General features: G+C 62.9%; 8 protein-coding genes and 5 pseudogenes. 7 read left to right on the forward strand and 6 right to left on the reverse strand.

Going from position 1 to position 14962, the window contains the following annotated elements; all coding sequences use genetic code 11:
* Nucleotides 1-90: 90 nt before the first annotated feature.
* A pseudogene (locus K307_RS50830) lies at nt 91-740 on the reverse strand (DNA-methyltransferase); the annotation flags it as partial.
* Nucleotides 741-935: 195 nt separating this feature from the next.
* Nucleotides 936-1070: pseudogene (locus K307_RS50225) on the reverse strand (helix-turn-helix domain-containing protein); the annotation flags it as partial.
* 428 nt (nt 1071-1498) lie between these two features.
* Here K307_RS50225 and K307_RS01495 point away from each other — a divergent pair.
* From K307_RS01495 to K307_RS01520, 6 genes and pseudogenes are all read left to right on the forward strand, one after another.
* Nucleotides 1499-1740: pseudogene (locus tag K307_RS01495) on the forward strand (H-NS histone family protein).
* A 281-nt stretch (nt 1741-2021) separates the two neighbouring features.
* Entirely contained in the window at nt 2022-5513 is a 3492-nt protein-coding gene (locus K307_RS01500; protein WP_042875883.1) for a DEAD/DEAH box helicase, read from the forward strand.
* Nucleotides 5514-5588: 75 nt separating this feature from the next.
* Nucleotides 5589-5849 (forward strand): annotated as a pseudogene (locus K307_RS01505) (universal stress protein); the annotation flags it as partial.
* Nucleotides 5850-6255: 406 nt separating this feature from the next.
* Entirely contained in the window at nt 6256-6939 is a 684-nt protein-coding gene (locus K307_RS01510; RefSeq protein WP_042875884.1) for a hypothetical protein, read from the forward strand.
* A gap of 151 nt (nt 6940-7090) precedes the next feature.
* Nucleotides 7091-7563 (forward strand): annotated as a pseudogene (locus K307_RS01515) (DUF4142 domain-containing protein).
* Between the two features lie 65 nt (nt 7564-7628).
* Entirely contained in the window at nt 7629-7916 is a 288-nt protein-coding gene (locus K307_RS01520) for a cupredoxin domain-containing protein (RefSeq protein WP_268989202.1), read from the forward strand.
* A 44-nt stretch (nt 7917-7960) separates the two neighbouring features.
* Here K307_RS01520 and K307_RS01525 read toward each other — a convergent pair whose 3' ends face one another.
* From K307_RS01525 to K307_RS01540, 4 genes are all read right to left on the reverse strand, one after another.
* Nucleotides 7961-9538 (reverse strand): UxaA family hydrolase, encoded by a 1578-nt coding sequence (locus tag K307_RS01525; protein ID WP_080744818.1) that lies wholly within the window; start codon nt 9536-9538, stop codon nt 7961-7963.
* On the reverse strand, nt 9535-11139 hold the full coding sequence (locus tag K307_RS01530) for an aldehyde dehydrogenase (NADP(+)) (protein ID WP_042875886.1): 1605 nt from the start codon (nt 11137-11139) through the stop codon (nt 9535-9537). The genes K307_RS01525 and K307_RS01530 overlap by 4 nt, the downstream gene beginning before the upstream one ends.
* A gap of 38 nt (nt 11140-11177) precedes the next feature.
* On the reverse strand, nt 11178-12509 hold the full coding sequence (locus K307_RS01535) for an MFS transporter (protein WP_042875888.1): 1332 nt from the start codon (nt 12507-12509) through the stop codon (nt 11178-11180).
* 112 nt (nt 12510-12621) lie between these two features.
* On the reverse strand, nt 12622-13833 hold the full coding sequence (locus tag K307_RS01540; protein WP_051974565.1) for a fumarylacetoacetate hydrolase family protein: 1212 nt from the start codon (nt 13831-13833) through the stop codon (nt 12622-12624).
* A gap of 150 nt (nt 13834-13983) precedes the next feature.
* Between K307_RS01540 and K307_RS01545 the strand changes: the two genes are divergently transcribed.
* On the forward strand, nt 13984-14946 hold the full coding sequence (locus K307_RS01545; protein WP_042875890.1) for a LysR substrate-binding domain-containing protein: 963 nt from the start codon (nt 13984-13986) through the stop codon (nt 14944-14946).
* Nucleotides 14947-14962 lie beyond the last annotated feature (16 nt).

The raw sequence follows: 14962 nt of genomic DNA on the forward strand, positions 1-14962 counted from the left end.
TTACACGTGTTCGATATGCGGAACGAAATGGCACTACGAGAACGACAAGAACGACCCCGTCGCCGGATGGCATGAGGTTGCGGGGTGATTTCAATTCTCGACCTCCAGCACCAGCCCCGGCTGCCGCGTACGCTCAGCCTGGAGCGTGATGTAGTCGGGATTCAGTTCTGCGCCGAGCCAGCGGCGGCCCAGGCGCTGGGCGACACTGGCCACCGTGCCCGAGCCCATGAATGGATCGAACACGATGTCGCCGTCGGGCTGCAGGCAAGAATGCAGGGCTCTACAAGCGCCTCGGGGAAAGTGGCGAAGTGGGCGCCAGTGAAGGACTGCGTCGGAATGGTCCAAACCGAGCGCTTGTTCCGCGTCTGGCTGTAGTCGACGTCCGCCCTGCCTGCGCGGTGCTGCGCCTTCTGGCCATGCTCGCCGGCCGAGTACTTCGTCTCGCGCGCGAAGCTATTCCGCTTGGAGTAGCGGCCGGTCAGTTCGCGGTGGCCACCGGCGGCCGTGTCCCAACCAGCCGGGGTCCGTACGCGCGCCTTGGGCTCGGCGTCGAACCAATGCCCGAAACCGACACCGGTAGGTGTGACTCCGTAGGCCGCCGGCTCCTTGATCGCCTCCATATCGCACCGGTAGCGATCGCTCTTGGCCATTAGGACCAGATATTCGTGGGCCTTGGTGCAGCGGTCGCGCACGCTCTCCGGCATCGGGTTCGGCTTGTGCCAGATAAGGGGTGATCGTACTTTCCGTGTAAAAATGGCGGTAGGAGGGCTCGCAGCCGCCCTGTGGCAAGGCTTTTCGCCGCAATGAGTCTCGCGCGATCTGTGTATGTGTAAGTCCTTGATGGATCGGCACTTTCCGGGACAAACCGCCAGAAAATGCACGGAAAGTACGATCACCCCAGAATGGGCCAGACGAATAGATTCGAGGCTGGTAGTCTACGATCTTGGTCTACAGAGGTGAAGTAGTTCGAACTTTTTCGCCTGGTATGCAATGCGAGTGCGTGTAATGCCTAGATCTCTTGCTGCAGCTGACAGATTACCCTGTCGGCGTTCAATAGCAGTCTTGACGAGGAGGTACTCCGACTTGTCGAGAGAATCATTGGATAGCTTGCGCTTCGGTTAACAACGAATTTTGTGACTGCTCTGTTTCGGACAGCGCGCCACCTATTTCAACATTGCTGCTACTAGCAAGCCGGGATGCCGCTTGGCTCCGCAAGTCAGCGGGCGACCTGGAAACCGTGCGAGCAGAAGTCGCTGCGGCGCAGCGCCGAGCCGAGCGCGCCGAAGCCGAAGCGGCACTGGCGCGCCAGCTGCTGGCAGAATTGCGTGTGGCGCCGCGCGAGCGGGACGATGGTGGCGGGCGGCGGCGCAAGGCCCGCCCGGCGCCGACCGAGAAGGAAGCACAGAGCGAAAAGCAGGGCGAAGAAGAGGCCGAAGAACAGAGTGCGCCTACGGCTTCCCTCAACCCGGATGACGACAGCGACGGCATTACGACAGCGATGACAGGCAACAATGGGCGGGCGGACGCGATCCGCTGGATCCAGGACCAGATGGCCGAGTATGGGCTGACGATGGCAGGGTTGGAGGCGGGGGGTGCTTCGATCCGCCGCCACCACCGCCACCGCCGGTCTACTACCGCAACGCCCAGGGAATGAGCTGGGACGAGCAGGGCGAGATGCCCGATTGGCTGCGGCGGGCGGTCAATGCGGGGCAGAGTGTGGAATTTTTCCGCGTCGGGTAGAAAAAAAATGATTGGCGACACGGCTATTCTCGAGGCTCGCACGGCGTCGAGAATGGGGGCGCCAAATTGGGGCGTCAATGCTCGACGGCATGAAGTTGGGGGATGCCAACAATCGCCAAAACCGCTATTACAATTGCGCGTCCCGCGCAGTGCGGCGAGCGCCTGCCGTGGCAAGCGTGCGAGGGGAACGGTACGGTTGTGCTGCAGATTCCCCTATCTTGGTACACCCTCTTGGTCCCCGGACCTGCAAATCCACCGAACGTTGAAGGGATTCTGGCCCAGTGGCGCGACAATCTTTCGGTAGAACGTGGTGGGGCGAGCAATGGCTCAATGCCCTGACACACATCGACTACGACAACCGTCTGCCGCGTGGACGAGCCTATGCCAACAAAGGGGCGGTCAAGGATCTTGTCGTCAGGGCTGGAACGATTCAAGCCCAGGTACAGGGCTCCCGGCCACGTCCCTACCAGGTCACGATTGCGGTGCCAGCGCTTCCCGCAAAGGATTCCACACGGCTCCTGGATGCCATCGCTACCGAGCCCACCCTGATCGCCCGGATGCTCAACCGGGAACTAGATCCGGCGGTGCTGGATCACGCACGCAAGCTGGGGATTTCCGTCTTTCCCACCAGATGGAAGGACCTCGATATGCAATGCTCCTGCCCCGATTGGGCCGTGCCTTGCAAACACCTGGCTGCAGTGATTTACCTCTTGAGCCGGGAAATCGATGGCAATCCGTTCCTGGTGTTTGCATTGCGGGGTGTCGACCTGGCGACAGCCTTGAAGTCGCGCGATATCCACCTGGAGCCGGCAGGTGGGGCTGTGCTGCCCTCATTGACCGAGTTGCTGCCGACCGGCGCAGAGACACCAGTTGATGCGGGGGATGTTGCTGTGCTTGATCAGCTTGATTTGTCCGGGATTCCGGACCTGACCGGTCCACTGCTGCACGTGCTGCCGGCACAACCCACGTTCTTTCCCAACGGAGATTTCCGCGAGACATTGCGGCGTGTGCTGGCACGGGTGGGTAAGGCGGCGCGACAAGCCATGGATGCCGGCGTCAACGCTCAGATCGTCACGCTATCTGGTGATGACCGACCGGTGATTGCATTGGACGCAAGATTGCAGCCTTCGGTGTACGGTACGAAGGACGTCACCACCATCGATGCACTGGAAGCAGCATTGGCACACGTGGATGTGCGCAATTTGCCAGACTTGCAACCTGAAGTTGCCGCGCTGTTCCACGTGCGACTGCTGGCGCTGCAGTTGATCGCGCGTGGCGCGGTGGTGCCCCAGATCCTCTTGGCGGATACCGATACTGTCGTGCTGCACTGGTTTCCGGCCACGCTCGATGATGTCGTCGGTAATCTCATGCAGCGTCTTGCCGCTGCGTTGCCATCTGGCATGGTCAAGACGGGGCAGGGAAGGAAGCGAGCCGTCCTCACCCAGGAGGCCCAGGCAACATTCCTATGTTCCCTGTTTCTGAACCACTTCATTCACGCATGGTCGGATGGCACCAAGGAAAAGCCCTCTGCGAATAAAACGCTGGCGATGTTCTTCCGCACCGGGCGGGCACGGTATGACGGTCCCGGTGAGGGGGAGATTGCCGCTGGCATCCACACCTGGCTATCCCGATTTCATTTGGCGCGCCGAGAACATGTACCGGTGCTATGCCTCGAGGAGGCAAAAGCGGGCCATTTCGGGCTGGCACTCGCGATCGAGCATCGTTCGGCAGCGCTGAAGAAACCAGTACCACTGGCAGCGATTCTGACCGATGAGGCCTGGTCGAAGGCCCGTTTTGGCATTCTGCAGACAATCGCGCTAGTGGCCGAGTTTTTCCAACCGCTCAATGCCTACATCAGTGCTGGCGCCAAGGCCCCGGTCAAGATTGCTGCGGATGAGCTGCCGGCCTTGCTGTTTGATACGCTACCGGTAATCCGCTTGCTCGGGATTCGCGCGCTGCTACCGAAGGCGCTCGACCATCTACTGCGACCTCGCCTGTCCATGCAGATCAAGGGTACGGCGACCGATACTGCGGGATTTTTTCGCGCCGACGATGTTCTTGCCTTCGACTGGAAAGTGGCCGTCGGTAACCATCTGATTACGCGCGCCGAGTTTGAAAGGTTGGTGAAGGATGCCGCAGGCGTTGTACGTTTCAAAGGGGCGTACGTCTATCTGGATCCCAAAGAGATCGAGCGCCTGCGTGCCCAACTGCTTAAGCCATTGGCACCTTCGGGCGCTGAACTGTTGCGCGTGGCCCTCGCAGGCGAATTCGCCGGCACGACCGTTGGCCTGGATGCCAAGGCCCGCAAGATCATTCAAGATTTGGTGGAAGCGGGCACGGTCCCGTTGCCTCGTGGTATCAACGCCACCCTACGCCCTTACCAGCAGCGGGGTTATGCCTGGCTTTATCGCAACGCGCGAATCGGTTTGGGCAGCGTGATCGCCGATGACATGGGGTTGGGCAAGACACTGCAGGTCATCGCTACGCTGCAAAAGCTCAAGGAGGATGGCGCGCTTGACGACGCCAAGGCCCTGGTCATCGTGCCTACCAGTTTGTTGACCAATTGGCAGAAGGAAATTGGTCGTTTCGCCCCCAACCTGAGCGTTGGCATCTTCCACGGCAGCAAGCGTGAGCTCGCGGTGATTCGGCCTGATGTCCTGCTGACGACCTACGGCATCGCGCGTACGGCTGCTGCTACCCTCCATGCCTTGGCATGGCGCGTCGTCGTAGTGGATGAGGCCCAGAACATCAAGAACCCGGCTGCCGCCCAGACCAAGGCCGTGAAAGCGATCGCGGCCAGCAGCTTTATTGCCATGAGTGGGACGCCGGTGGAGAACCGCTTGTCCGAGTACTGGAGCATCCTGGACTTTGCCAACCGGGGCTATCTGGGAAGCCTCAACCAATTCGCGCGGGAATATGCGATGCCGATACAGATCCAGCGCGATCAGCATGTCGTGCAGCGCTTCAAGCGGGTCACGGCCCCCTTCCTGCTTCGACGCCTGAAAGCCGACAAGGCCATCATCAGCGATCTGCCCGACAAGATCGAGCAGAATCAATACTGCACGCTGACCAAGGCCCAGACGGCGCTGTATCAATCGGTGGTACAGGAAGGATTGCGAGTCATCTCGGGGGAATCCGACACCTTCAAGCGCCAAGGCCTGGTGCTGCAGATGATTCTGGCATTGAAGCAGATCTGTAACCATCCGGCGCAATATTTGAAACAGGGACAGGCCGACGCGGCGGCGTCTGGCAAAGCGGAGCGTTTCTTTGAACTCATCGACGATATCCACGCCAGCCACGAAAAGGTGCTGGTCTTCACCCAGTTCCGCGAGATGGGAAACCTGCTCTGCAGTTGGCTGCGACAGCGATATGGCCGCGATCCGCTATTTCTGCATGGGGGTGTCGGGCGAACCAGTCGAGATGCGATGGTCGAGCGATTTCAAAACGACCGTACCGAGCGTGTTTTTATCCTGTCGCTCAAAGCCGGCGGGACAGGGCTAAATCTGACCGCGGCCTCCAACGTCATCCACTACGATCTATGGTGGAATCCAGCGGTGGAAGCGCAGGCAACGGACCGAGTCTATCGCATTGGCCAACAGCGCAACGTTCAGGTCCACCGATTCATCACTCGCGCTACGTTTGAAGAGCGTATCAATGACATGATTCGCGCCAAGCGGGAACTGGCCGACTTGGCAGTCGGCACGGGCGAACAGTGGATCGGTAGTCTTAGCGGGGACGAGCTCAAGACGCTGGTCAGTTTGGCAGAAAGCTGAGTTAGAAATGCTTGGTGAGGTTGTCTGCAGTCGCGTTTGTCGTTGGGAGATGCCGGGCATCCAAGCCGCGAGGCGTTCGAAGGACGTGCGGCAGAAGTGGCCAACGCCAGGCTGGCCGAGGTTGTGGCGGATGCCAAGGCAGCAGGCGTCACATGCCAGACCGAAATGACGATCTCGATTCCGTACCAGGGGATCATCGAGGCGGCGACCAAGCATGGATGTGACGTCATCTTCATGGCGTCGCACGGACGACGCGGGCTGGAAAGCCTGCTGGTCGGCAGTGAAACGCAACGGGAGCTGACGCACTGCCGGATTCCGGTGTTGGTTTATCGCTGACGAACTGGCGTGCGAGTGCGAAGCGCTACACTCGCACGCTATGCCGGCAGGCTTTCGGGGCCGGTATCACCACCCGGCCGCCGGCCGTGGAACGCGTCGTCCAGGAGCGCCCGGATGCCCGCTGCGCCCAGCGTGCGCGGGTTGGGGTACCGCGCCTGCGCGCCAGTTCGCGAGGCCGCAATTCCGGCCATTCCTGGGAATGGATTGAGGTCGAGCAGCACACAGAGGGTTCGGGCCCGGCCAAAGCAACATAGACCTTCTCCCGGGCATACACTGGATGGAGGCGGCCGCAGTGTGTTTTGGCGCCCAGCGTTTCTGTTAGCCGCCGGGCAGACTCCCCCGAGCGTCCCGGGTGCCGGCTGCGCGGCGATAGCCACGCCACGCGGAAGCTGCCGTCTCAAATGCCATGAGTTACATTCGCGCACCGTTCACCGACGATCAGGTCCAGAAGCTCAACGAGAACCAGGTCGGCCTCGGCGGCCCGGTTCTGCGCGCCTTCATCTGCAGGAACAGCGCCGATCATCGCCACGGAGTCGAAGGTGGCGCCCCTGGCATCCTGATTGCCACCAAATACGGCTGGGTTTGCCCACACTGCAATTACAAAAGGGACTGGGCATTCGCGATCATGGCGACCCGGTTGACTCGCCCGCCGACCGCCATCCAATCCTTTGTCTATACGACGCCCTCAATCGAGAAGGCCAACATCCTCCTCGGTCAATATGAACGGCTTGTGGCAACCGAGCGCCCGGGCGCGGCCGTGATGGTCGCCTGCATCAAGAATCGCATCGAGGAAATGTCGCTCCCCGGATTCGGCACTATCGAGCTCAACGAGATCCCCACTGACGCGGTGGTGAGACAATCAGAAGGACGTAATTACCGGATCGTCTCGGGACAATCACATCTCCAAGCCGCGCTGCGCCTGACCGGCCGCGCGCTGGTGACGGATGCTGTCACCCTTGAGCAGTTACACGTCCATGACATCGACGGCAAACTGTTTGCCATTTCGTCCGACGCCCAGGCAGTGCTGGACTTAGAAACACTTACGGCGATCGAACACGCCAAAGCCGACCCGCGCGCGAGACGCGCGTGAACTCGTTTCGCTGTACGCCGCACTGAACTCACTGGCACGGATCTCGATGCGAAGAGCGGGAGTCAGGGAGTTCGCCCCATTTTGGCGCAGTCTCAGGCAGGCGGACCTGGGTGCCGAGCGCCAGGCCCACGCCGCGACCCAGGCCGGAACAGTGCTTGCCCAGGATACGCCCAACGATGCCCAGATCGCCGCGATCGTTGTCACGGCGAACCAGGTCGATATCGACGCCGGCAAACTGGCCAAAACAAAGGCATCCGCCAAGGACGTCAAAGCGTTTGCGTAACAGATGATCACCGACCATACCGGCGTCAACAAGTCGGCCAATGCCCTTGTGAAGAAGCTCAAAGTCAAGCCTGAGATAATCCGACCAGCGCCAGTCTCAAGGCAGACGGAAAGAAGAATTTAGGGAATCTCAAGGGTCTCAAGGGCGCGCAGTTCGATAGCGCCTATATCGACAACGAGGTCACGTATCACCAGGCGGTGATCGACGCGATGGACAAGACCTTGATTCCCAATGCCAAGAACGAAGAGCTGAAATCCCTGTTGGTGAAAGTACGGCCTGCCTTTGTGGCCCACCTGGAGCATGCCAAGCAGATACAAGGCTCGCTCGGCAAGAAACAGTAACTCCCGGCGTGGCACGCTCGGAAATCCGATCTCGGGCTGCGGCGCTTTGGCTTACAGCGGGACTGGTGCTGGCCGGGTCGGCTTTGCCGGCGAGCGCCAAGCCCGTCACGCACATCGTGATAATGGATGGGACCCGTTTCGAACCGCAGACCCTCCGCGTGCGGCCCGGAGACGTTGTCGTGTGGGTCAACAAGGACCCCTTCCCCCACACAGTGACAGCACCGTCCGGTGCATTCGACTCGAAGAACATCGCGCCAGGCAAATCGTGGAAGTATGTGCCCAGGAAGGACGGCGTTTTTCCCTACACCTGTACGTTGCATCCGACCATGAAAGCCACCCTTCGCGTCGAATGAGGATCGATACCCGCAGTTGCGGCCGCTTCGTGATTGGACAGGACTTATGTGATCGCCCCCAGTTGCCAGGGTACGAACTCATTCTGGCCATAGCCGTGCAGTTCGCTCTTTGACTGCTGCCCGGAAGCCACCATCAGCATCAGCCGGAAAATCTCTTCTCCAAGCGCTTCGATGGTCCGCGTACCGTCGATGACCGCGCCGCAATTGAGATCAATATCCTCCTGCTGCCGCTCCCACAAGGCCGTATTGGTGCCTAGTTTCAACGACGGCGCCGGCGCGCAACCGTATGCCGAGCCGCGTCCGGTGGTAAAACAGATCAGGTTGGCGCCGCCCGCCACCTGACCCGTGGCGGAGACTGGGTCGTAGCCGGGCGTGTCCATGAATACCAGTCCGTGGGCATCGACCGGCTCCGCGTAGCGGTACACATCGACAACGTTGGTGGTGCCGCCTTTGGCCACGGCCCCGAGCGACTTCTCGAGGATCGTGGTGAGACCGCCGGCCTTGTTGCCCGTAGACGGGTTATTGTCCAGGCTGGCGTTCATGCGCACGCAGTACGCCTCCCACCAGCGGATCCGTTCGATCAGCTTCTGGCCGACTTCCGGCGACACGGCGCGGCGCGTCAGCAGATGCTCGGCGCCATAGATTTCCGGGGTTTCAGAGAGGATGGCGGTGCCGCCGTGTGCCACCAGCCGGTCCACCGCGGCACCCAGCGCCGGGTTGGCGCTGATGCCGGAGTAGCCATCCGAACCGCCGCATTGCAGCCCGACCACCAGGTGGCTTGCATCGACGGCTTCGCGTTCCACCCGGTTGGCGTCGGGCAGCATCGCCCCGACTTGATCGATGCCGGCCGCAACCGTGCGGGCGGTGCCGCCGGTGGCCTGGATCGTCATCGTCCTCAAGGCGGCGCCGCGTGTCAGTCCCTGGCCCTCCAGCAGGCCATCGATCTGGTTGGTTTCACAGCCCAGCCCGACGATCAGCACCGCGGCAAAGTTGGGGTGGCGGGCGTAGCCGGCCAGGGTACGCCGCAGCATCTCGAGGCCTTCCCCTTCTCCATCTACCGCGCAGCCTTGCCCATGGGTCAGTGCCACCACACCGTCCACGTTGGGATAGTCGGCCAGCGCATGGGGGTTGAGGTCGCGGCGAAAATGATCGGCTATTGCCCGTGCGGCGGTTGCCGAGCAGTTCACCGAGGTCAGGATGCCGATGTAGTTGCGCGTGCCGACCCGCCCGTCGGCGCGCACAATGCCCATGAACTGCGCACGCGGCAGCACCGTGGCGCCAGGCCGTGCCTCGGTGCCGAAAGCGTAGTCGCGCTCGAACGTACCGATGGACAGGTTGTGCGTATGCACGTGCTCGCCCGGCACGATGGCGCGCGTGGCGAAACCTATGATCTGCCCATAGCGGCGCACTGGCGCACCGGCCTCGATCGCGCGCACTGCCAGCTTGTGCCCGGCGGGCACCAGGCCGCGTACCGCCAGCCCTGTGTCCAGGGACGTCCCTGCGACCAGTTGCTGGCGCGCAATGACCACGTCGTCGTCAGGATGCAGGCGCACGACCGGCTCAAAGGTAGTGGCGGCGTCGCTGGCCGGGCTTGCCGTTTCGTTCTCCAGGATGGCGCTCATGCTGCCGCCTCCAGGGCGCGTTTGCCGGGCACCGCATCCCGTGTCGACACGCCGTCGACCAGGCGAGTCAGATTCCATGGGTTGGCGTCGCGCAAGGCCGGGGGAAGGCTGACATTGGGATAGTTCTGATAACACACCGGTCGCAGGAAGCGTTCGATGGCAGCGCTGCCAACCGAGGTGCCACGCGCATCGGTGGTCGCCGGATAGGGGCCGCCGTGCACGATGGCGTCACTGACTTCCACGCCGGTCGGATAGCCGTTGAAGAGTAGCCGGCCGACCTTCGTTTCCAGCAATTCCACAAGCCTGGCATTGCGCTGGAGGTCGGTTTCGCTTGCCAACAATGTGGCCGTCAACTGCCCGCGCATCTGTTCGGCAAAGGCCAGGAAATCGCTGACCGAATCCAGCGCCACGACTACTGTCGACGGACCGAATACTTCTTCCTCGAGCGAGCGATCCTGCGCAAACAGCAAGTCCCGCTCGGCTTTGAGCAGATGTCCGCCGATGCGGCCGTCTGCCTCCACCGCCGCCAGCGCTTCAATGCCGGGGATCGCGCGCAGGCTGGCCAGCCCGCGCCGGAAGTTGTCGTGGATGCCGGTGCCGAGCATCGCCTGCGGCTCCGCCTGGGCAAGTGCCGTGCCGAATTCCGCCAGGAACGCATCGAAGGTGGGGGAGCGGATCCCAAGCACCAGGCCGGGGTTGGTGCAAAGCTGGCCGCAGCCGACGGTGACCGAAGCCGCCAGTTCGCGGGCAATTTGCGTACCGCGGTCGGTCAGCGCGGAGGGCAGCAGGAAGACCGGATTCACGCTGGACATTTCGGCGAACACCGGAATCGGCTCCGGCCGCGCCTGTGCCATGTCGAACAGCGCCCGGCCCGCGGCAAGCGAGCCGGTGAAGCCAACGGCCTTGATCTGCGATGCCCATACCAGCGCCGCACCGGTGGCCGCGGTGCCGTAAATCATGTTGAAGACGCCGGCCGGGGCGCCGCTGCGGGCAATGGCGCGCTCGATCGCGTCGGCCACGTATTCGGACGTGACCATGTGGCCCGGATGCGCCTTCACTACCACCGGGCATCCGGCCGCCAGTGCCGATGCCGTGTCGCCGCCCGCCACCGAGAAGGCGATCGGGAAATTGCTGGCGCCGAATATCGCCACCGGGCCCACGCCGATGCGGTACTGCCGCAGATCGGGGCGCGGCAGGGGTTTGCGCTCGGGCTGCGCGCGGTCGATGCGTGCGTCGAGATAGTCGCCGCGCCGCACCGTGGCGGCAAACATGCGCATCTGGTTGCTGGTGCGCTTGCGCTCGCCTTCCAGCCGCGCCGCCGGCAGTGCGGTCTCGCGGCTGGCCGCGGCGATAAACGCATCACCCAGCGCGTCGATCTCTTCGGCGATCGCTTCAAGCAGTGCGGCGCGCTCGGCCGGGCTGCTGGCCCGGAAGGCGGGGAAGGCCTGGTGTGCGGCCTGCGCCGCAGCCGCGACTTCGGCCTCGGTCGCCTCATGGAAGCTTACCGGGTGCCGCTCGCCCGTCACGGCGTCGACGCTGTAGAGCAGGTTGCCCTGCGCGCTGCGTTTGTCGCCGATGTAGTGATGTCCGAGGATGGTCATGTCAGGTTCTTGGAGTGCAAGGAATGCGGATGGGCCGGTCACGCGGCCTCGGACGAGCCGAGCCGTAAGGCGGATGCGCGGCGGGCATGTGCGCCAACGCTCTTCAGGAGCAGCACGCCGATCATGCCGGCGATTGCCAGCGCCAGCATGCCCGCCTGTTGGCTGTGGAAGGCCGATTCGACCGCGGTCTTCACCGTCGGGGCGATAAAGCCGCCGAGATTGCCCAGCGCACCGATCAGGGCGATGCCGCTGGCCGCGGCGGTGCCGCTCAGATATGCAGTGGGCAGCGTCCAGAACAGCGGCTGGACGACGACGAAGCCGACCGTCGCGAGGCAGAAGGCTAGCAATACCGGCACCAGCTCGTGGCCCAGCGTCGACAGTGCGATGCCGGTGGCCGCCATGGCGAGCATGGCCATGGCAAATTCCCGTTGCTTGCCCTTTGCGTCTGCGATGCCCGTGATGAAGCGCAGTGCAACCAGGGCACAGAACCAGGGGATCGCCGTCAGCAGGCCGACCTTGGCGCCGACCGCGGTGCCGGTCAGCTCCGAGATACGTGTCGGCAGGTAGAAGATGACGCCATAAACGCTGACCTGGATCGCGAAGTAGATGGCTACGAAGCGCAGCACCTGCCAGTTGCCCAGCGCGCTCAGCGCGGTGGCCGGCCCATGCGCGATCTTGTGGTTGTCTTCCGCAGCCATCGCGGCTTCCAGCGCGGCCTTCTCGTCGGCGCTCAGCCACTTCGCGTCGCGCGGCTTGCTGACCAGGTAGAAGAAGGCGATCACGCCAACCACCGATGCTGCCAGCCCTTCGATGATGAACATCCACTGCCAGTTGCGCAGGCCGAGCTGGCCACCCATCACATCGAGCAGCAGCCCGGAGAGCGGACTGCCGAGCACCAGTGCCACTGGCAAGCCGAAGTAATAGACACCAAGTGCCTTGCCGCGCTGGCTGGCGGGAAACCAGTAGGTCGAGTACAGGATCACGCCAGGCGAGAAGCCGGCTTCGGCTACGCCAAGAATAAAGCGCAGCACGTAGAACGAGGTCTCGTCGTGCGCGAACATCATGGCTGCCGAAGCCAGCCCCCAGGTAATCATGATTCGGCTCAGCCAGACCCTGGCGCCGACCCGGTGCAGGATCAGGTTGCTCGGAATCTCGAACACGGCATAGCCGATAAAGAAGATGCCGGCGCCCAGCGCATAGGCTGCATTACCGATATTCGAATCGACCATCAGCGCCTGCTTGACAAAGCCGACGTTGGAACGGTCAAGCATCGACAGGGCGAACATCAGCGCAAGGAAAGGCGTGAGGCGTAGGCGGGCCTTGCTTACTGCGCTGGCCAACGGCTCATATTTTGCAGCTTGAGTCTGCATGGGTTGTCTCCGGTGCGAATCCGCTTGCGGCGGGCTCGTGAGTAGCGGCATCCCCGTCTTTCGCTTGCGCGGGGTTGTGCCTTGATCAGGGGGGGGCGCCGTCCCGGCGCGTTCAGAGCGATGCGCCGAGCAGTCCGCGTGCCGCAAGATTTGCCATCAGGGCACGCACGCCGAAGGTCCAGGGTGCGATGCGGTCGCTTCGGCCGACCCGGTTGACCAGAGTGCCAAGCTGCCGGCTGGAGATGCGGACGATATCGCCGTCCTTGTGCGTGAAGCCGCCGCCCGGCGCGTCGCGGTCTTCCACGGGCGCAAAGAGCGTGCCAAGAAACAGCATGAAGCCGTCGGGATACTGATGGGTGGCGCCCATCGCCTGCGCGACCAGGTCGAGCGGATCGCGCGTGATCTGGTCCATCGAACTGGTACCGGACAAGACGAAGCCGTCCTCGCCATCGACACGCAATTCCACCTTGGCGCGGCGCACGTCGTCGAGCGAAAAACTTTCGTCGAAGAGGCGCAGGAATGGCCCGATCGCGCAGGAGCCGTTGTTGTCCTTGGCCTTGCCGAGCAGCAGCGCGCTGCGGCCCTCGAAATCGCGCAGGTTGACGTCATTGCCAAGCGTGGCCCCCACCAAATGGCCACAGCTGTTGGCCGCCAGCACGATCTCGGGTTCGGGGTTGTTCCACGCCGATCCGGGGTGCAGGCCGATATCTGCACCAGTGCCCAGGCCGGACAGCAACGGTGCTTTGGTAAAGATCTCGGCATCAGCACCGATGCCGACTTCGAGGTACTGCGACCACATGCCATGCGCGATCAGCAGGGCCTTGAGTTCACGTGCCTCGGCAGAATCCGGCCGGATGCTGGAAAGACGGTCACCCACCAGCGACCGGATCCTGGTGCGTACCTCTGCCGCGCCCTGCGGGTCGCCCTTGGTCTGCTCCTCGATAACGCGCTCGATCAGGCTGCCGGCAAACGTCACTCCCGCTGCCTTGATCACCTGAAGGTCGCACGGTGCGAGCAGGTGCGCTGCCGCGGGGTTACTCGTGCTGACGGGCGCACCGGCAAGCAGGCTGTCCAGGCTGCCGATCCATCGGCCAAGCGTGGCGCGCACTGTGGCCACGGGATCGTCGTGCTCGAGCAGGCTGCTCATGGTTGGCGCGGCTTCGGAAATGTCAAACACGCCATCGGCTCGCACCACCACCACTGACGGTCCGGCGGGCATTGCATCAGTAGGCGGCAGCCAGGCGCGGCCAACGAGCGTGCCGAGCGTGCCGTCGGCAGGGAGGGTGTCCATGGCGCCAGGGCCAGGCGCAAGCAGGGAAGTCATCGTTGTCTCCACGGATTATTGTCATCGTGCGCCCGTCGTGACTGCGGTCCGGTGCGCAGGTGCAACTCTATGTTTGTCATCGATAAACATCCAATCGAATATTCGGTAAAATCGATTCCAATTCGTTATGAGTTTGCTGGGGTTAACCTTATGGCCACACAGCCTGCCGCCGCCCCGTCTTCCGTGCTGACCCGGCTGCGTTTCAGGCACCTGCAGTTGCTGGATGTCCTCGGGCGCACACGCAATCTGCGCGTCGCCGCCGAACAGCTGCATATCACCCAGCCGGCCGCCACCAAGATCCTGGGCGACGTTGAAGCCATGCTGCAGGCAAGGCTGTTCGAACGCCTGCCGCGCGAGATGCGTCCGACCGACCTGGGCGTGTTCGTACTGCGCTATGCCAGTACAGCGGTGGCGGATCTCGGCAAGTTTGTCAGTGAGCTGGAAACCCTCCGGGCGGGCGGGCACGGGCACCTCACGGTGGGGGCCATCTCGGCCTCCGCGGCACAGGTCGTGACCGCTGGCATCCGGGACATCCTGGCAATGCGCCCGCGGCTAGTGATCAAGCTCGTCGAGCAGAGCAGCGACCAGCTTGCGGTCTGGCTGGAGGAGAAGAAGCTCGACATCATGGTGGGCCGCCTGACGGAGCCGCGCCATCAGGCCATGTTTGATTTCGAGGTGTTGTCGCCAGAACCGGTGTGGGTGGTTTGCGGGCGGCAGCATCCGCTGCTGGGGCGGGCGCGGCTGGAACTGGCCGACCTGGGCGAGTGGCCATGGATCCTCTATCCGCCCGCAACCGCTATTCGCCAGTTGTTTGAGGAAACCTTCGCCGCGGCTGGCATTCGCTCGCTGGTCGGCATGGTGGAGACCCCATCCATCTTTTCGACGCTGGAGTTGTTGCAGGCCACTGACATGCTGTCGCTGCAACCACGCGCCGCCGTCGAGAAATACGTGTCGGAAGGGATCCTCGGACACCTGCCGGTTCCGATCCGGCGGGCCATGACCAGCTATGGCATCGTCACGCGCAAGAACGAAGCACCGTCGCAACCGATGGAGGAGTTCATTGCCGTGTTGCGGTCTGCCGCAAGGAGGCTGGGCGCCGCCGGTCATTCCTAGCGCATGCGTGGCCACC

It is taken from the genome of Cupriavidus necator A5-1 (assembly GCF_000744095.1).
GTDB classification, from domain to species: Bacteria; Pseudomonadota; Gammaproteobacteria; order Burkholderiales; family Burkholderiaceae; genus Cupriavidus; species Cupriavidus necator_A.